Below are 17,404 nucleotides of genomic sequence, written 5' to 3'. Positions count from 1 at the left end.
CCTTAAATTTTCCCTACGAGGTCAAGGCTAGGTGTGAGTGTTGCAGAACCCTCTTCCCATTTCGCCGGGCAAACTTCACCTGGGTTGTTGCGCACGTATTGTGCTGCTTTGATTTTGTTGACGAGTGTACTTGCATCACGGCCGATTCCACCCGCGTTGATTTCAACAGTCTGGATGACGCCGTCCGGATCGATGATGAACGTTCCGCGATCAGCAAGTCCATCTTGTTCGTTTAAGACTTCGAAGTTACGTGAGATGACGTGTGACGGGTCACCAATCATGACGTACTCGATTTTACCGATTGTTTCTGAAGTTTCGTGCCAAGCTTTATGTGTAAAGTGCGTATCTGTTGAAACGGAGTACACTTCAACGTCAAGCGCTTTGAGTGCTGCGTATTGGTTTTGAAGATCTTCGAGCTCAGTCGGGCAAACGAATGTAAAGTCTGCTGGGTAGAAACAAACGACACTCCATTTTCCACGAAGGTTAGCGTCTGTAAGATCGACGAACTCTCCGTTGTGGAATGCTGATGCACTAAATGGTTTTACTTCACTTCCGATTAAAGACATGATAAAAATCCTCCTGTTGGGTTCTATTTAAGAATCTGTTCTAGTCGTTAAGAATAACTGTACTTATCACACTAGAATAATTCTAATCTAATACTAATTTCATATAAAGCGTCTCTTTTGTCAAGGTTTAACCTGTAAATTCTTATTTCAAGAAATGAATTGTGAACAAAAAAAGAGCTCTATCTCCCTGAATGAAACAGGGAGATGGAGCTGTATAAGTCATTGCCATTCAGTATGGAACATTCCTTCGCGATCGGTCCGGGCATACGTATGGGCTCCGAAATAATCACGTTGTGCTTGCAGGATGTTGGCATTTGAATTCGCTGTCCGGTAACTGTCGTAATACGTCAGTGACGTGCTGAGACACGGTGACGCAAGACCTGTGAGCGCACCTTCTGCGACGACTTGGCGGAGCGACGTTTGATACGCCTGTACCTTGTCTGCGAAGTACGGTGCGAGCATTAAGTTGTCGAGTGATGCGTCCGTTGCAAAAGCCTCGCTGATGACATTGAGGAACTCGGCGCGGATGATACAACCGCCACGGAAAATCAAGGCAATCTCTTCAAGACGTAAGTTCCAGTCATACAGTTCGGATGAAGTCCGGTACTGGGTGAAGCCTTGTGCGTAAGCAGCGATTTTACCCATGTAGAGTGCTTGGCGGATGCGTTCGATCCAAACGTCTTTGTCGAGCGCTGCACGGGCTTCCGGTCCACCGAGGACAGAGGCGGCAGCGACACGTTCTTCTTTGACGGCAGAGAGATAACGGGCGAAGAGTGCCTCCGTAATGATAGAGGAAGCGATCCCATTATCAATGGACTGCAAGCTCGTCCATTTGCCTGTTCCTTTTTGACCGGCTTGATCGAGAATGACGTCGATCAAGGGAAGACCCGTCTCGTCATCTTTTTTCCGTAAAATCTCAGCCGTGATTTCAATCAGATAACTTTTTAACTCGCCGTCGTTCCATGAGGAGAAGATGTCCGCAATTTCTTCGACATCGAGTCCGAGACGGACACGGAGGAAGCTGTAAGCTTCTGCAATCAACTGCATGTCAGCGTACTCGATTCCGTTATGGACCATCTTGACGAAGTGTCCGGCCCCTTTAGGTCCGATGTAGACACAACATGGGTCGCCGTTCACTTGTGCTGCAATTTTTGTCAAAATCGGCGCAACTTGATCGTACGCTTCTTTTGTTCCGCCCGGCATGATGGCAGGACCGGTCCGGGCTCCGACTTCACCACCCGAGACACCGACACCGATGTACTCGATGCCATGCTCGTTTAGTTGATCAAAGCGACGTTCCGTATCGAGGAAGTGGGAGTTCCCACCGTCCATGATGATATCGCCCGTCTCAAGGTGCGGGATAAGCGAACCGATGACGGAATCGATGGCACTTCCCGCCGTGACCATGACGAAAATCTTGCGTGGACGCTCGAGTGAGCGGACGAAGGCTTCGACGTCATAGTACGGATGAAGCGGTAACCCTTCGCGGTTCGCGACGAGTTGTTCCGTTAAGTCTGGCGTGTAGTTATAGATAGCGACGTTTTCATCATGGCTCGCCATGTTCATGGCGATGTTGCGTCCCATGACACCAAGGCCGATGACTCCGATTGAATTTAGCATAGTGTAACGACTCCTTTTTTTAGACGACGAGACTGAGGAGGAGGACGAATCCAAGTCCGAAGACGGAAATGATTGTCTCAAGCAGCGTCCACGTCGCGAAAGTTTCTTTCATAGTTAAACCAAAGTATTCTTTGAACATCCAGAACCCGGCATCGTTGACGTGCGAAGCGATTAAGCTACCAGCACCAGTCGCAAGCACGACGAGGGCGAGGTTGACGTCTGATTGACCGAGGAGCGGGATGACGAGTCCAGCTGTCGTCAGTGAAGCGACCGTCGCCGAACCGAGTGAAATCCGTAAGATCGCGGCAATCAACCACGCGAGTAAAATCGGTGAAAGTGTTGTGTCAGCAAAGAGTTCAGCGACATATTTACCGACGCCTCCATCGATTAAGACTTGTTTGAAGGCACCGCCACCACCGATGATGAGTAACATCATTCCGATTTGTGTGATCGCTGTCGTACATGAATCCATGACGGTCTTGATTGGGATATTACGTGCAAGTCCCATCGTATAGACTGCGACGAGTAACGAAATCAACATTGCTGTGGAAGCATTCCCGATGAACTGGATGGCAGAAAGAACCGCATTGCCGTCCCAGCCGAGCGTTTTTTGTAGCAATGTCAAAATCGTGGCGATCGACATTAAGAGTACAGGTAGCATTGCTGTGAACACACTGATTCCGAATCCAGGTGTTTCACTTAAATCAAATTCTTTTTGTTCGCCGAGTGAGGCGATGTTACCTGTTTTTTTGAATGATTCCGGCACAAGACGTTTTGCGACTTTCGTAAAGAGCGGTCCGGCGATGATGACCGTCGGAACAGCGACTAAGAAACCGTAAAGTAAGACTTGCCCTAAATCTGCCCCGTATTCACCCGCGATGACAGTTGGACCGGGGTGAGGTGGTAAAAAGCCGTGTGTAACAGAAAGTGCTGCGACCATCGGAATCCCGAGATAGAGAATCGAGACGCGAAGCTGACGTGAAATCGCAAAGACGATTGGAATTAATAGAACAAGTCCGACTTCGAAGAATAACGCGATCCCGATGATGAATGAAGCGACGACGACTGCCCATTGAATGTTCTTTTCCCCGAATTTCGCGACGAGTGTCATCGCGATCCGCTGTGCACCACCGGCGTCAGCAATTAATTTCCCGAGCATTGCACCGAGTCCGAAGATCAGCGCAAGGTGACCGAGTGTTCCGCCGAGACCGGCTTCAATCGTCGTGACGATTTGGTCGAGCGGCATTCCAAGTAGTATAGCGACGACGAACGAGACGATGATTAATGAAACAAACGTGTTTAATTTCAACCCCATGATTAAAACGAGTAATGTGATGATCCCAATGGCAACGATGACTAACGGCATGTGACTTCCCCCAAAAGATAAATTAGTTTTCTTGCTGAATCAAGCTACGTTGATACTCTGCGATCCGCCGATGGTCGGCTGAAAGCGTCCGTGCCAAGCTGATGAAGATCGGTAGCAATTGACGGTATTCGTGCATCGCTTCTTCATTCGGTACATGACGATGTGTTTCCCCAATCATCTCAGCAGCTACTTCGAATGAATCGACTTCCCCAGTCGCATACAATCCGAGAATACAAGCCCCGAGACATGAACTTTCAAAACTTTCTGGAATGACGACTTCCGACTCAAAGATGTCGGCCATCATCTGACGCCACACTTCAGATCGCGCGAACCCCCCGGTTGCTTGAATCCGTGTGACAGGACCATCCATACATTCAATCAATGCCAGGAAGACAGTGTACAGGTTGTAGATGACACCTTCTAACGCGGCACGAATCATATGTTCTTTTTTATGTGACAACGTCAATCCGAAGAATGAGCCACTGACGTCCGGATTCCAAAGAGGTGCCCGTTCGCCCGATAGATACGGATGGAACAACAGTCCGTCTGAACCCGGACGGACCCGTTCAGCGATTTTCGTCAACACCGCATACGGATCAATCCCGAGTCGTTTCGCTGTTTCGACTTCAGCCGATGCGAGCTCATCACGAATCCAGCGTAAGACCATCCCGCCATTGTTGACCGGACCACCGATGACCCAGTGCTTTTCAGTCAGTGCGTAACAGAATGTCCGTCCCTTTTCGTCCGTCTGCGGCCGGTCAATGATAGTCCGGATCGCACCGCTCGTCCCGATCGTGATGGCAATCTCGCCCTTACGGATGGCGTTGACACCGAGGTTTGACAGGACCCCGTCACTGGCACCGATCATGAAAGGTGTTGCCGGATCAAGTCCGATTTGTTTTGCATATTCAGGATTAATGTCCGAATACTGTGTCGTCGTCGAGACAGGTTCCGACAATTTTGAAGCATCGATGCCGGCGATCTCTAAGGCTTTCGAGTCCCACTTCATGTCGTGGATATTGAACAATCCTGTCGCCGATGCGAGCGAATGATCAATCACGTAACGTCCGAACAGACGCTGGAAGACGAATTCCTTGATTCCGATGTATTTTTTCGTCCGCTCGGCAATCTCCGGCCGGTCTTCGACGAGCCAAAAGATTTTCGCGAGAGGGGACATCGGGTGAATCGGTGTACCGGTCCGGTGGTAGACATCATTTCCGTACTCTTCCTTAATCCGGTTCGACCAGGCTTCGCTCCGACTGTCCGCCCAGGTGATGCAGGCAGTCAAAGGCTGGTCCTCCTCATCGATGGCAATCAAGCTGTGCATTGCACTACTGAAAGCGACGAATTTCGGTTTTTGGTCCGGATACTGCCTCGTCAGCAGCCGGATTGTTTCGAGGACGGCGTGGAAAATTTCTTCCGGATCCTGTTCAGCAGTCGAACGGTTTGGTGTATGGAGCGGATAACCGACGTTCGTCTGGCCGACGACTTCTCCTTTTGTCGTAAAGAGGACGGCTTTCGTGCTCGTCGTCCCGATATCGATTCCTAGCATGTATTCAGTCATGTGGTTCGACTCCTTTCGTCATCATCTGTTGCGATTGCCATAAATCTTCGACTTCTTGGACATCGTCGAAATTCTGGTGGAGAGACGTGACCATCCGTTCACGGTCTCCTGTTTCGATGGCTTCGATATAAAGTGCGTGGTTGGCGATGATCCGGTCGAAATCCTCCATCTGTCCTTCGAAGCGAGTCCGCATCGATAAAAGGATGAAGCTTTCCATGACCGGTTTTAAGTTTTGCCAAATCATGCTGACATAACTGTGATCAATCGACCGGATGATCGTCTCGTGGAACAAAACATCTTGATACGAAAATTCGTCGGCATCATTAAACTTGATCGCGACTTTCATCATCTCAAGGATCTTGCTCAGTTCACGGACGAGTTCTTGACGGTCCATCCGGACGATCCGTTCGAAGACGAACGTTTCGATTAACAGGCGGACGTCATAAATCTCGCGGATGTCTTTTTCCGACAAACCAACGACGACGGCACCCATCCGCTCAAGCCGGATGATCCGTTCAGCAGCGAGAACTTTTAGAGCGTCGCGAACGGGCGAGCGACTGACGGAAAAATCCGTCGCTAATTTATTTTCAGAAAGGACGGTCCCTTGCTCAATCTTTCCGGAAATGATACGCATCCGGAGTTCGTGGGCGACACGATCTCCAGTTGATGCTTTTGATAACCATTTAATCGGGTATAAAAAATCAGACATAAAAATCACCTGCTTTGTTTTATGAGTATACTTGTATACAAGTAGTATAAACGACTGAATATAAAATGCAAGCGCTTTAATGAAAACGCTTTATTTCGTTTGGTTTACATTCGCATTACCTTCAGTATGATAGGATGTAGAAAACAATTTTCTGAGAAAAACATGTTGATCTTTAAGACAAAGGAGGATATATGATGAAGATTTTAGTCGTGGGTGCAGGAGCTGTCGGAGGGTACTTCGGGGGACGCCTAGCAGAAAAAGGGGAAGACGTGACGTTTCTTGTCCGTGAGCGTCGGGCAAAGGAGTTAGAGCGAACAGGTCTTGAGATTGACAGTCCGCACGGAGACGTGTCGTTGACGCCGCGTTTAATCCAAGTTGGAACAAAAGAGACGTTTGACTTAGTCATCGTGTCGACGAAAGCGTACCACCTGGAGCATGTCATCGGGGATCTCGAAGGGTTCGTCGGACCTGATACATATGTGTTACCTGTCTTGAACGGGATGCGGCATATCGAACAACTCGTCGCTAAATTTGGCGAGACGCGTGTCCTCGGAGGCTTATGCTTCATTGAATCGACGCTTGACACGAATGGACGCGTCATTCAGACGAGTCCTGCCCATCAACTCGTGTTTGGTCCAAGAACAGGGGACTGGACGGATCGCTTGTTTGAGGTGAAGGAAGCACTTGCAGGGACGAAAGCATCGATTAAAGCATCAGACCACATCATGCAAGATATGTGGCAAAAGTATCTCTTCATTACGACTTTTTCCGGAGTGACTTCGCTATTTCGGGCACCGATCGGTCCGATTCGCGACGACGCAGCCGGGGATCGTGTCATCCGGAATGTCTTACAAGAAGCAAAACAAGCCATGGAAAGTCAAGGGGCAACGTTCGTGCAACATATCGAACAGGAGCAGGAAAAACGGATTCACCAAATGGCACCGGATATGAAGTCGTCGTTGCAACGGGACATGGAAAAACAAGGCATGGTCGAAGCAGACCATCTGTTTGGCAGTTTAATAGAAGGAGCGGAGCCAGCGGTGTACCCGACGTTACGGATGATTCATACGAATTTAAAGATATATGAACGATTGCGGAGTGGAGTTTCCGAATAAGGAATTAGTACGCTGTTTACTATACTGGTAAAATTAAGCGGAGAGAGTAGACTGGAGAGCACAAACGTTCTAGCTGAACTTTAGCTGAATCTCGCGGACATAGCATTGACTTCCTTACTAGAATTCATCTATTCTTAGTAAGATTGAAAAAACCATCAATATATTGTGTAGTACCATTTGGATATAAAACTGAACAACAGATGTGAGAGGGGATTTAATTTACATGAAACGTATTATCATTCGCGCCGGTATGACACCGTTTGAGCAGTTCGACGCTGAGTACATGATGAAAGAAAACTCAATCGGAGGGAACGTCGGGAACTTGATCTATCAGTACAGTATCTTCCGTACATTGATGACAGAAGGAACGACGATCACACCTGACTATTACTACTACGATGAAGAGCGTGCAGACGAGATCAACGAAAACTTCGATCTTTACGTCATTCCACTTGCGGATGCATTCCGTCAAGAGTTCGCACCATCACTTCGTAAGTACACACGTTTGATTAAGAAATTGAAAATTCCGGTCGTCGTCATCGGTGTTGGTCTACGCGCACCATTCGAGCCGGACTTAAAAGGCGGATTCCCGTTCGACGAGGATGTTAAAGCATTCGTCAGCGCAGTCCTCGAACGTTCAAGCATCATCGGACTTCGTGGTGAAATCACATCGAAATACCTGACACGCCTCGGTTTCCGTGAAGGAATCGATCACAAAGTCATCGGTTGCCCATCGATGTATGCGTTTGGTCGTGATCTTCACATCCGTGAGACAAACATCACGAAAGATTCGATGATCAGTGTTAACTCGTCACGTCTTTCGCCGAAAAACGTCCTTGATTTCATCACACGTGGAATGGAAGAGTATCCAAATCACTACTTCATCCCGCAATGGATGAAAGAATTGAAATTGACGTACACAGGAACGCATCCGATCGCGGACCTTTCTGTCACGAACTACCCGGTTAAAATGTCTGACCCGACATATATGAACGACCGTGTTCGTTTCTTCTTGAACGCTCAAACTTGGTTCGACTTCCTCAAAGAAGCTGACTTGAGCTTTGGTGCGCGTCTCCACGGAAACATCACAGCGACGCTCGCTGGAACACCAAGTATTTTGATTCCGAAAGATGCACGGATGCGTGAATTGACGGATTACCACCAATTGACGCACATCTGGGCGAACGATATCACGGCAGACACACGTCTTTCAGACATCGTCGAAACAGCTGACTTCCAAAGCCCGGCTCGGATTCAAGCGAAAAACTTCGACAACTTCGTCGATTTCTTGAACACAAACGAATTGGAGCACATCTACCAAGACACGAACTACCCAGAGAACGTGCCGTTTGACCGTGAAATGGCGAAAACAGAACTTCTCCCAGCGGTTAAACCGATCACAGGAATCAGCATGGAAGAAGCAATCGCTCGTTTTGAATCATTCTTCCCGGAAGAAGAGAAAAAAATCGCTGCGATCCAAAAACGCGATAAAGATAAAGATAAAAAGATTAAAACATTACAAGGTAAACTCAACAAGCAGACGAAGATGGTTAAACATCAAGAAGGTACATTGAACCGTAAAGCGGTTCGGATGGCACTTAAGACAGCCGATCTCTTCGCGAAGAAATAAAAATAAGACGTCTCATGCCAATGCGGTGTGAGACGTTTTTTATTGCATAGAAAAAGCTTCATCTCCTAAAAAAGAAGAGATGAAGCTTTTTAATTAACGTTCCCGTAGTTCACGATTAAATTGTTGGAGCAGGCGTCCAAATGCTTCCGTATCATCGCCTGACCAGTCTGTCAGTAAGCGTTCGATGCTCGCGAGGCGTGCCGTCCGGTAAATCGTCAATTCTTCCTGTCCGAATGAAGTGATGTGATAGAAGAAGGCACGGCCATCTGCTTCATCGCGTACTTTTTCGACCAATTTCTTTTGATCGAGCGCTGCCGCTTGCCGGCTGACGGTAGAGACGTCAAGTTGCAATTCGCGTGCCAATGTCTTCACCCCGACTGGACCAGACTCGGACAGTTGACGCAGTAACAAATACGACGCGCGATCTAAATTTCGGTTATCGGCCGTCGCTGTCGTCAAACGACGAATCAGAATCGCAAGTTCTAGTTCAATCACTTCGAGTGCCTGATCAGACATGTTAATCCCCTCTTTTCCTAAGTGCTTCATGTTTCCCATCATTACGCAAGGACTTAGCCCCTGTCAATGAGAGGTCAGGAAACTTGACAGTCCATTAGTTGTATTATACAATCATTTCTGTTATTTAATTGCATCATACAACTTATTTATTCAGAACACACACAAAAGGAGAATTCCGATGAAAGCTTATGAATCGATGAAACAAGAAGTGATCACAGTCCACGAAACAGACGTCATCCGCCATGTCGTCGAACGTTTCATCCAATCCGGAATCAGCGGTGTTCCCGTCATCAATGACGAGAGCGAAGTCGTTGGGTACATCAGTGATGGTGACATCATGCGGGCGATTGGAAAGCACAAAGACATCATCGTCGATACGTTTTTATATGTAGATGTCATCAAAGGGGATGAAGAAGATTATGACGCGCGGGTGCGTCACATTCTGAACCGTCCGGTCATGGAGATGGCACGCCGGAAAGTCGTCACGGCAGATGTTGAAACGGAGATGGAAGAAATCGCAGCGACGCTCGGTTCGAAACGGATTAAAAAATTACCGATTTTAAAACAAGGAAAGCTTGTCGGAATCATCAGTCGGGGCGACGTCATCCGTCACTCCTTTAAACGGTTCTTATAAGAGAAAGAAGGGACAATATGGCACTTGCCAATAAAACAACGACGCTTGCGCCGGAAACGGTGTTAGAAGAAAGCAAGCATGGATTATTCCACCAACCGATTGCCGTGTGGGCAGTATTTTTTGCGAGTATCACGGCATTCATGGGGATGGGGCTCGTCAACCCGGTTTTACCAACGATCGCCGATAATTTAGAAGCCTCAAAAAGTGAAGTCACGCTCTTATTTACAAGTTATAATGCCGTCATGGCATTCGCGATGCTGATCACAGGTGCGATTTCATCACGGATCGGTCAAAAGGGAACATTGATGTTAGGAATTGCCGTCATCGCGCTCGTCGCTGGATTTGCAGCGCAAGCCGATAGCATTTGGACGCTTGTCGCCTTACGTGGCGGCTGGGGGCTTGGGAATGCCTTGTTCGTCGCAACGGCACTTGCGGCCATCGTCTCCCTTTCGTCAGGCGGGACAGCAAAAGCAATCATCTTATATGAAGCAGCTGTCGGTCTCGGGATTTCAATTGGGCCGCTTCTCGGAGGGACACTCGGTTCGATCACATGGCGTGCACCATTCATGGGTGTCGCGACAATCATGGTCATCGCCTTCCTTGTCCTGTTGTTCTTGATGCCGAAACCGGTCGCAACAACGACGGCACCACGGCAAAAAATTTCCTTGCTCGCGCCTTTCCAAGCGATGAAACACCGGTCGCTCTTGACACTCGGGATTGTCGCGGCCTTCTATAACGTCGGTTTCTTTACAATCATGGCCTATGCGCCGTTCGTCATGAAACTGCCGGCACAAGGTCTCGGGTTCGTCTTCCTGGGATGGGGGATGTTGCTCGCCATCACGTCTGTCTTGACGGCACCGAAATTAAAACAATGGCTCGGGACGATTAAAGCGATGGTGTTGATGCTGTTACTGTTCGCCGTTCTCTTACTATTGATGGGGATCTTTACGGAAACACCAGCTGTCGTCATCGTCTGTGTGATTCTTGCCGGGGCGGTACTTGGTAATAACAACACACTCATTACGACAGCCGTCATGGACGCGGCACCGGTCGAACGTTCGACCGCATCTGCTGCATACAGCTTTTTACGTTTCCTTGGGGCAGCCATCGCGCCATTCATGGCCGGTAAATTGGCTGAAATCTTTAACGCAAACTTGCCGTTTTACGTCGGGAGCGGATTTGTCTTACTCTCTGTCGTCATCATCGGGGTCAATCTTAAGCACATCCGTCACATCGATACAATCGATAGCGGTCACTAAACAATCCGCTCTTCTTTCAATTGCTTAAGAAAGAAGAGCGGATTGTTTTTCTTAATCAGGATACGTAGTACGTAAAAAAGTCATAGACTCGACGATAAGGGATTCGATGACAGCCAGATCGACATCTGCTACCGTATTGATATAGACGCATGCCTTTCCACTTTTGTGTTTACCTAACTTGGCGAGCAATGCCTCACGATCAGCCCCGGGAGCGAAATAAAGACTAATGTTTGCTTTGCGAGGTGAAAAACCGACGAGAAAGGCATCTCCTTCATGTCCGGAGGCGTATTTATAATGATAGTGACCAAATCCGATCATTGATTCTCCCCACATGACAGGTGGAGCGTTCGTCGTTTTTTCAAATAGCTGAAGTAATACCTGACAATCTGCGCGCCTTGCAGGGGATTCGATTTGATTTAAAAATTCAGTCACACTGTTTGTGTTGGGTTGCGTTTTTTGTTTGTAAGTCATATGGCGGCTCCTTTCTGAAAACACCTATTGATATTTATGATTTTAGTTCTTCTTTTCCCGATTTTATGTCGATCCACTCAATAAGAATCGAGGTGAGCGTGATGAAGGTCCATAGTATTTACTTTATTGGTTATGAAGGGAAGGTCGAATGGCGTATTTTACGGGTCAATCGTCTGGAAGAAATACTGGAAATCGATGTCGTCCTATCGCAATCGGACAACCAGACCAGTCATCGATTAAATATGTCGTTCGCTGAGTATGATTCCTTTGCGCATGATTTTTTAACGGTCCATGAGCAACTTCGTGGATCTGCGACCTATACGCAAGCAGATTTTCACATGACGTTGACCTATCATCGTCTCGGTCACGTCACGATTGAAATCGGATGGAAGGGTCAACAGACAATAGCGTTGCAAAGTGATCAGAGTTATCTCGGACAAGCGCTTGCGAGTATCGGGGTCTATACGTAAAAACCGCTCCAGTCTTCGAAAGAGAAGGCTTGAGCGGTTTTTTACGTTCAGGCTAGGGGTTCAAGTGCGAGTTGCTTACATAACGCAATCGTCTGGAAATACTCCGACAGGGGAATTGATTCATCGACTTGGTGGGCGAGACGGAAGTCATGGAACGAAGCGACGGCAATCGGGAAGGTCCGGTTGGCTTGGCTGAACATGGCTCCGTCCGTCCCACCCGGAATCGCAACACGACGCGCCGGATGACCCGTGATGGTTTCCATGTGTCGTGCAACCGTTTCGAGGAACGGTGCATTCGCATCCGTCTCACATGAAGGAATCTCTTTGATGACACGCAGGGTCATCGCGAACGTCGGATCTTCCTTACGCAGCCGTTGTTCGATCTGCGCAAAAGCTTCTAAAATCTCGAGGCGTCCGAATCCGGGAATCGTCCGGATGTCCATGTAAAAGGAAGCGTTACTCGGGATGACATTCGGACCTTCTCCGCCTTGGATCGACGTGATCGAGGCGACGACAGGTCCGAGTTGCGGGTGGCGATTGTCGGTGATCGTGAAACGGTCCGACTTCACTTCCTGAATGACACGATACAGATCATCGATGGCATTTTTTCCGAGTTGCGGCGCGGAACTATGAGCCCCTTTACCGACGCACGTCACTTCGATTCCGACGACACCTTTTTGAGCATACCCAATCATTCCGCTTGTCGGCTCCGTGATCAACAGCGCATCTAAATCGTCGGCGTCACCACGTTCCGTCAAATACTTCGCGCCTGTCATACCATTTTCTTCATCAGATGTAATAAGTAGTTTGAGATGATTCGGGCGGTCCGCACAGTCCTTTAACTCAATCATCGCATTGACCATTGCCATCACACCAGACTTCATATCGGATGCCCCGCGACCGTAAATCCGTCCGTCGCTGATTTCACCACCAAAAGGTTGTTTTGTCCAACCGGTCGTTTGGACAGGTACGGTATCAAGATGACCCGAGAAACCGATTGTTTTTGGTTCGGTGGCTACCTCGCTTGCCGGAAGGGTCGCGACGAGACAGATTCGTTTTGGCGCGACCTCAATCCATTCGGTTTCGATTTCGTGAGTGGTCAAGTAGTCATAGACAAAAGTCGCGACGTCTCGTTCCCCGTCGAGCGGATTGACACTCGGAATTTGCAGGCAGTGTTGCAGTGATTCGATTTGTTGTTGTTGCGTCATGCTGATTCCTCCTTGATTTACATTCACTAGAGTATTCCCCGAAAAAAAGCTATCCGAGAGATAAACAAGCGAGGAGAAAATTTAAAATCGCGGTATTTCTTAGAATCAAATGGTCCGTTTTTAAGAGGATGCGTCAAAGGACTGTGGTCAAAAGGCGCAGATTGTTGATTTAATAAGTCGAAGGACATACGAAAAAGAGGAGGACGATTCGAAATCGTCCTCCTCTTTATTTAGATGTTGCGATGTTTCATGCGTCAAATGGATCGTTATTCAGCATCCGTCTTCCATTTATCATCAATCAACATCTCGCCAGGCCATGTGTAGGCCATGATCCCGCCGTCTGCTGTGATGTCTTCACCTGTCACGTAAGAGCTGTCGTCGGAAGCGAGGAAGAGGGCAACCGTTGCCATCTCACGTGGTTTCCCGAGACGACCCATTGGTGTGATCCATGCATTGGCATCACGGAATTGTTTTCCTTGGTCTTCGTCTTTTCCACCGACGAGCGTGTCGATGAGTGGTGTTTCGATCGTACCTGGTGAGAGCGAGTTGACACGAATGCCCTCACGCGCATAATCGATTGCCATCGCCCGTGTAAAGTTCGTGATTCCACCTTTTGCTGCGTTGTAACCTGAGCGGTTTAAGTCGGCAGCGCGACCTGACATCGATGACGTATTGATGATCGATCCGCCCTTCTCAAGCATTAAAGGAATCAAGAATTTACTCGTCAAGAATGTACCACGTAAGTCGACCGCGATGATTTGGTCAAACAGTTCAATCGGATATTCATGGACTTTTCCGCCTTGCTGATCAATCCCGGCATTGTTGAACAGAACGTCAATCGTTCCGTACGTGTCTTTCAGCTGTGTCGCGAGCTGTTCGACACTATCGACTTGCGTGACGTCGACGTGAATCGCTTCCGCTTGTCCACCAGCCTGTTTGATTTTTTCGACCGTCTCCTGTGCTTTTTCAAGATTGACGTCAGCACAGACGACTTTCGCCCCTTGTTCGGCAAAGACGAGTGCCGTTGCTTGACCAATTCCTGTAGCTGAACCTGTAATAACTGCTACTTTATTCTCTAATCGACCCATGTGTAATTTCCTCCTTCTAAGTACTCTTGCTCCGAATGTTGTTCACCTTATGAATCATTCCCTTGACTTTGGAGGATAAACCTACTGAACTGTCTAGCAATCCATGAGAACGGGAACAGATGAAAAGTGAAAACCCGACAGGAAAGGAATGAGAACGCTGACATCTGAACAACGTGAATATGCAAAAAAATTACTCGATGAAGCGATTCTGTACCAAATCGAGTTAGAGAATGATGTATTTAAGGATGAGTTGATTGACCGGACGACACCGGTCTTATGGTTTGGTGACGTAAGCGAGCGTAGCTGGCTTACGATTGCGACGAATCCGTCGGCAGGCCAGTTTTTGAACCGGGATGGCACGTTACGCTATGAGACGACAGGACCATTCGTCCTAAGAGAAGTCGATGCGCCGCTTACGGAGTACCGGACGGACCAACGATTTAATCAAATGATTGATTCCTATAATCGTTATTTCAAACAGCCGGACATTTATAAATCGTGGTTCGGACGGGAGGGGGGAGGAAAATTGGAAGGTTTTCTGAATGGATTCGAAGCTTCTTTTTACGGAACCGGAGAGCCGGTCATCCATGCGGATTTTTTTCCATTTCCGACGAAACGTTACATGGGAACGATTGCTCAGCGACATGAACTGGAAGAAACCGTATTTGGTCAGACGTTCCTTTTGAAATTGATTCGTCTTTTTTCGTTACGCGGAATTATTCTTCTCGGACGGGAACATACGGAACGTTACCGGACAATCGATCAGACGGCTACATGGCAAGCACCCGAGCCGGTCCCGGGGTATCCGGATGCCGTCGTCGAACTCGGGTCTTCGGAACAATTTTCCGTTCCAATCATCGGTCTTCACTTTAAACCGAGTGAGCAGTTCATCGGACTCGGGAATCGGCCGGACTGCCATGGTGTCAGTCATGGCACATACGGGTCGGCGGAAAGCTTACGTAAAATCGGAAAATATATCCGCAGCCGACTCGAAGAAGGGGATTGACACTATTTTTCCAATCCGTAATAATAGATTTATATTAGCACTCTTGTTGTTAGAGTGCTAAAAAAGAACTAGGGGGTATCGGAAATGGAAACGAAACAGTTCAAGGCAGAGTCGAAACGTTTACTCGAAATGATGATTCATTCCATCTATACACATAAGGAAATCTTTTTACGTGAGTTGATTTCGAACGCTAGTGACGCGATAGACAAGATTTATTACAAAGCATTGACGGACGAGACGCTGACGTTCGAAAAGGATGCCTATAAGATTACGATTGAACCGAATCAAACGACACGACAGCTCGTCATTCGTGATACGGGAATCGGGATGACAAAAGAGGAGCTCGAAGCGAATCTCGGAACAATCGCGAAGAGTGGGTCACTTGCCTTTAAGGCGGAGAATGCCGCGCAAGACGGACACGACATCATCGGACAGTTCGGTGTCGGCTTTTATTCGGCATTCATGGTCGCGGATGTGGTCACGGTCATCACGAAACCATTCGGTAGCGAAACAGCGTACAAGTGGGAGTCGCACGGTGTCGACGGTTATACGATTGAAGAAGTCGAAAAAGCTACAGTCGGGACGGAAATCACGCTGCACATCAAAGCGAACGAAGAAGATGAAAATTATGATGAGTATTTAGATACGCATCGTTTGCGGACGATCGTCAAAAAGTATTCCGACTTCATCCGCTATCCGATTGAGATGGAAGAGACGGAACGTCAACCGATTGAAGGATCGGACGAGATGGAAGAAGTGAAGGTCGTCAAGACAATCAACAGCATGGTGCCGATTTGGCGGAAAAATAAACGGGAGTTGACGGACGAGGATTACACGAACTTCTATCAAGAAAAACGATATGGATTTGATACACCAGTCAAGCACATCCATATCAGTGCAGATGGTGCCGTCCGTTATCAATCGATTTTATTCATTCCGGAGCAACCGTCCTTCGACTATTATTCGAAAGAGTTCGAGAAAGGTCTTGAACTGTATGCGAACGGCGTCTTGATCATGGAAAAATGCAGTGACCTCTTGCCGGACCACTTTAGCTTCGTCAAAGGGATGGTCGACTCGGAAGACTTGTCACTCAATATTTCACGTGAGTTGTTGCAGCACGACCGCCAACTCAAATTGATTGCAAAAAACATTCAAAGTAAGATTAAGACGCAACTTGAAGGACTGCTTCGTGACGATCGCGAGAAGTATGAAGCCTTTTATCAAGCCTTTGGTCGTCAATTGAAGTTTGGAATCTACAATGATTACGGCATGCATAAAGAGACGGTCAAAGATCTTGTCCTGTTCCACTCGGCAAAAGAGAAGAAGCTGGTCACGCTCGCTGAATACGTCGCGGCGATGCCGGAAGATCAAAAATACATTTACTATGCTTCAGGGGAAAGTACGGACCGTTTAGATAAGTTGCCACAGTCGGAGCTTGTCAAAGACAAAGGGTTCGACATTCTGTACTTTACGGAAGAAATCGATGAGTTCGCGATTCAAATGTTGCTCAACTATGAAGGAAAAGAATTTAAATCGGTTACGAGCAGTGATCTTGGCATCGAGCAAGCGGATCAAGCAGAAACGACCGAAACACAAGTCGAGATGTTTACAGCGATGCAAGAAGTGCTTGCTGGGCAAGTCAAAGAAGTCAAAGCTTCTTCACGCTTAAAATCACATCCGGTCTGCTTCGCGACGGATGGTGCCGTTTCGATTGAAATGGAGAAAATTCTTAAATCGATGCCGAACAACCAAGATGTTTCAGCCGTGAAAATTTTAGAGTTGAACACGTCGCATGACGTCTTCCAAGCCATTGAAACGGCCTTTAAAGAAGACCGTCCGAAATTTGAACGCTATACGAAATTAATGTACCAACAAGCGTTGCTCATGGAAGGCTTGCCAATCGAAGATCCAGTTGCGTTTGCAAATGAAGTGTGTGCCTTGATGGTGTAAGAATGATCGCTTCAGCGTGTAGACAAACGCTTATGAAGCGTGAACATGCGATATCGAATTGCAATTCGTTCGTGCTTTCCTGTATTTCTCTCACGGTATTACCTAAAAAGCAACGAAACAAGACGCTTTTTATTTCTTCATACCATGTTGTCTACAACTTAAAAGAAGGGATTGCACATCATCGTAGATGGCAATCCCTTCTTTTTTTCTCGTCTCGGCTAAGCTGAGCGTT

Annotated in this window: 16 protein-coding genes; 7 read left to right on the top strand and 9 right to left on the bottom strand. The window is 47.7% G+C overall.

Translation table 11 applies throughout. The features are described from left to right. Positions 1 to 2: 2 nt before the first annotated feature. The 5 genes from ahpC to KNP96_RS10045 form a co-directional block, all read right to left on the bottom strand. Positions 3 to 566, bottom strand: a complete 564-nt coding sequence (gene ahpC / locus KNP96_RS10065; RefSeq protein ID WP_028105377.1) for an alkyl hydroperoxide reductase subunit C — start codon at positions 564 to 566, stop codon at positions 3 to 5. 219 nt (positions 567 to 785) lie between these two features. Next, the gene (gnd, locus tag KNP96_RS10060; RefSeq protein WP_214770262.1) at positions 786 to 2,186 is read right to left on the bottom strand and encodes a decarboxylating NADP(+)-dependent phosphogluconate dehydrogenase; all 1,401 of its coding nucleotides are present in this window, start codon (positions 2,184 to 2,186) and stop codon (positions 786 to 788) included. 19 nt (positions 2,187 to 2,205) lie between these two features. After that, complete coding sequence (locus tag KNP96_RS10055; protein WP_029332123.1) at positions 2,206 to 3,552, bottom strand: GntP family permease; 1,347 nt, start codon at positions 3,550 to 3,552, stop codon at positions 2,206 to 2,208. Between the two features lie 22 nt (positions 3,553 to 3,574). Continuing rightward, on the bottom strand, positions 3,575 to 5,116 hold the full coding sequence (gene gntK / locus KNP96_RS10050; RefSeq protein ID WP_214770259.1) for a gluconokinase: 1,542 nt from the start codon (positions 5,114 to 5,116) through the stop codon (positions 3,575 to 3,577). Next, positions 5,109 to 5,825: a GntR family transcriptional regulator gene (locus KNP96_RS10045; RefSeq protein ID WP_088838264.1), complete on the bottom strand. Its 717-nt coding sequence runs from the start codon at positions 5,823 to 5,825 to the stop codon at positions 5,109 to 5,111. The genes gntK and KNP96_RS10045 overlap by 8 nt, the downstream gene beginning before the upstream one ends. A gap of 194 nt (positions 5,826 to 6,019) precedes the next feature. Here KNP96_RS10045 and KNP96_RS10040 point away from each other — a divergent pair, with 194 nt between their 5' ends. Beyond that, complete coding sequence (locus KNP96_RS10040) at positions 6,020 to 6,940, top strand: ketopantoate reductase family protein (protein WP_088838263.1); 921 nt, start codon at positions 6,020 to 6,022, stop codon at positions 6,938 to 6,940. Positions 6,941 to 7,163: 223 nt separating this feature from the next. Beyond that, on the top strand, positions 7,164 to 8,570 hold the full coding sequence (locus tag KNP96_RS10035) for a polysaccharide pyruvyl transferase family protein (RefSeq protein ID WP_088838262.1): 1,407 nt from the start codon (positions 7,164 to 7,166) through the stop codon (positions 8,568 to 8,570). 93 nt (positions 8,571 to 8,663) lie between these two features. Here KNP96_RS10035 and KNP96_RS10030 read toward each other — a convergent pair whose 3' ends face one another. Next, positions 8,664 to 9,086: a MarR family winged helix-turn-helix transcriptional regulator gene (locus tag KNP96_RS10030; protein ID WP_088838261.1), complete on the bottom strand. Its 423-nt coding sequence runs from the start codon at positions 9,084 to 9,086 to the stop codon at positions 8,664 to 8,666. A gap of 178 nt (positions 9,087 to 9,264) precedes the next feature. Between KNP96_RS10030 and KNP96_RS10025 the strand changes: the two genes are divergently transcribed. Next, entirely contained in the window at positions 9,265 to 9,720 is a 456-nt protein-coding gene (locus KNP96_RS10025) for a CBS domain-containing protein (RefSeq protein ID WP_029332115.1), read from the top strand. Positions 9,721 to 9,737: 17 nt separating this feature from the next. Next, positions 9,738 to 10,979, top strand: coding sequence for an MFS transporter (locus tag KNP96_RS10020; protein ID WP_214766282.1), 1,242 nt, complete (start codon positions 9,738 to 9,740; stop codon positions 10,977 to 10,979). A 51-nt stretch (positions 10,980 to 11,030) separates the two neighbouring features. On the opposite strand, the gene KNP96_RS10015 is transcribed toward KNP96_RS10020, so the two are convergent. After that, on the bottom strand, positions 11,031 to 11,450 hold the full coding sequence (locus tag KNP96_RS10015; protein ID WP_214766284.1) for a DUF1801 domain-containing protein: 420 nt from the start codon (positions 11,448 to 11,450) through the stop codon (positions 11,031 to 11,033). Positions 11,451 to 11,551: 101 nt separating this feature from the next. Between KNP96_RS10015 and KNP96_RS10010 the strand changes: the two genes are divergently transcribed. Continuing rightward, positions 11,552 to 11,920: a hypothetical protein gene (locus tag KNP96_RS10010; RefSeq protein ID WP_088838257.1), complete on the top strand. Its 369-nt coding sequence runs from the start codon at positions 11,552 to 11,554 to the stop codon at positions 11,918 to 11,920. A 47-nt stretch (positions 11,921 to 11,967) separates the two neighbouring features. On the opposite strand, the gene KNP96_RS10005 is transcribed toward KNP96_RS10010, so the two are convergent. Continuing rightward, positions 11,968 to 13,128, bottom strand: coding sequence for an ArgE/DapE family deacylase (locus tag KNP96_RS10005; RefSeq protein ID WP_214770256.1), 1,161 nt, complete (start codon positions 13,126 to 13,128; stop codon positions 11,968 to 11,970). A 266-nt stretch (positions 13,129 to 13,394) separates the two neighbouring features. Continuing rightward, entirely contained in the window at positions 13,395 to 14,216 is an 822-nt protein-coding gene (locus tag KNP96_RS10000; RefSeq protein WP_088838255.1) for an SDR family oxidoreductase, read from the bottom strand. Between the two features lie 148 nt (positions 14,217 to 14,364). On the opposite strand from KNP96_RS10000, the gene KNP96_RS09995 reads away from it, so the two are divergent. Both KNP96_RS09995 and htpG read left to right on the top strand, forming a co-directional pair. After that, positions 14,365 to 15,222, top strand: a complete 858-nt coding sequence (locus KNP96_RS09995) for a hypothetical protein (protein ID WP_088838254.1) — start codon at positions 14,365 to 14,367, stop codon at positions 15,220 to 15,222. Positions 15,223 to 15,306: 84 nt separating this feature from the next. Continuing rightward, entirely contained in the window at positions 15,307 to 17,172 is a 1,866-nt protein-coding gene (gene htpG / locus KNP96_RS09990) for a molecular chaperone HtpG (protein WP_214770255.1), read from the top strand. The last annotated feature ends 232 nt before the right edge of the window (positions 17,173 to 17,404 follow it).

This window comes from Exiguobacterium sp. s133 (assembly GCF_018618595.1).
Taxonomy (GTDB): domain Bacteria; phylum Bacillota; class Bacilli; order Exiguobacteriales; family Exiguobacteriaceae; genus Exiguobacterium_A; species Exiguobacterium_A oxidotolerans.
The sequence above is the reverse complement of the archived record's forward strand: the minus strand, read 5'-3'. Positions and strand labels throughout refer to the sequence as shown.

Excerpts from the sequence above, each read along its gene's own strand:
- ahpC (WP_028105377.1), bottom strand. The coding sequence starts at position 566 with ATGTCTTTAATCGGAAGTGAAGTAAAACCATTTAGTGCATCAGCATTC.
- gnd (WP_214770262.1), bottom strand. The coding sequence starts at position 2,186 with ATGCTAAATTCAATCGGAGTCATCGGCCTTGGTGTCATGGGACGCAAC.
- KNP96_RS10055 (WP_029332123.1), bottom strand. The coding sequence starts at position 3,552 with ATGCCGTTAGTCATCGTTGCCATTGGGATCATCACATTACTCGTTTTA.
- gntK (WP_214770259.1), bottom strand. The coding sequence starts at position 5,116 with ATGACTGAATACATGCTAGGAATCGATATCGGGACGACGAGCACGAAA.
- KNP96_RS10045 (WP_088838264.1), bottom strand. The coding sequence starts at position 5,825 with ATGTCTGATTTTTTATACCCGATTAAATGGTTATCAAAAGCATCAACT.
- KNP96_RS10040 (WP_088838263.1), top strand. The coding sequence starts at position 6,020 with ATGAAGATTTTAGTCGTGGGTGCAGGAGCTGTCGGAGGGTACTTCGGG.
- KNP96_RS10035 (WP_088838262.1), top strand. The coding sequence starts at position 7,164 with ATGAAACGTATTATCATTCGCGCCGGTATGACACCGTTTGAGCAGTTC.
- KNP96_RS10030 (WP_088838261.1), bottom strand. The coding sequence starts at position 9,086 with ATGTCTGATCAGGCACTCGAAGTGATTGAACTAGAACTTGCGATTCTG.
- KNP96_RS10025 (WP_029332115.1), top strand. The coding sequence starts at position 9,265 with ATGAAAGCTTATGAATCGATGAAACAAGAAGTGATCACAGTCCACGAA.
- KNP96_RS10020 (WP_214766282.1), top strand. The coding sequence starts at position 9,738 with ATGGCACTTGCCAATAAAACAACGACGCTTGCGCCGGAAACGGTGTTA.
- KNP96_RS10015 (WP_214766284.1), bottom strand. The coding sequence starts at position 11,450 with ATGACTTACAAACAAAAAACGCAACCCAACACAAACAGTGTGACTGAA.
- KNP96_RS10010 (WP_088838257.1), top strand. The coding sequence starts at position 11,552 with ATGAAGGTCCATAGTATTTACTTTATTGGTTATGAAGGGAAGGTCGAA.
- KNP96_RS10005 (WP_214770256.1), bottom strand. The coding sequence starts at position 13,128 with ATGACGCAACAACAACAAATCGAATCACTGCAACACTGCCTGCAAATT.
- KNP96_RS10000 (WP_088838255.1), bottom strand. The coding sequence starts at position 14,216 with ATGGGTCGATTAGAGAATAAAGTAGCAGTTATTACAGGTTCAGCTACA.
- KNP96_RS09995 (WP_088838254.1), top strand. The coding sequence starts at position 14,365 with ATGAGAACGCTGACATCTGAACAACGTGAATATGCAAAAAAATTACTC.
- htpG (WP_214770255.1), top strand. The coding sequence starts at position 15,307 with ATGGAAACGAAACAGTTCAAGGCAGAGTCGAAACGTTTACTCGAAATG.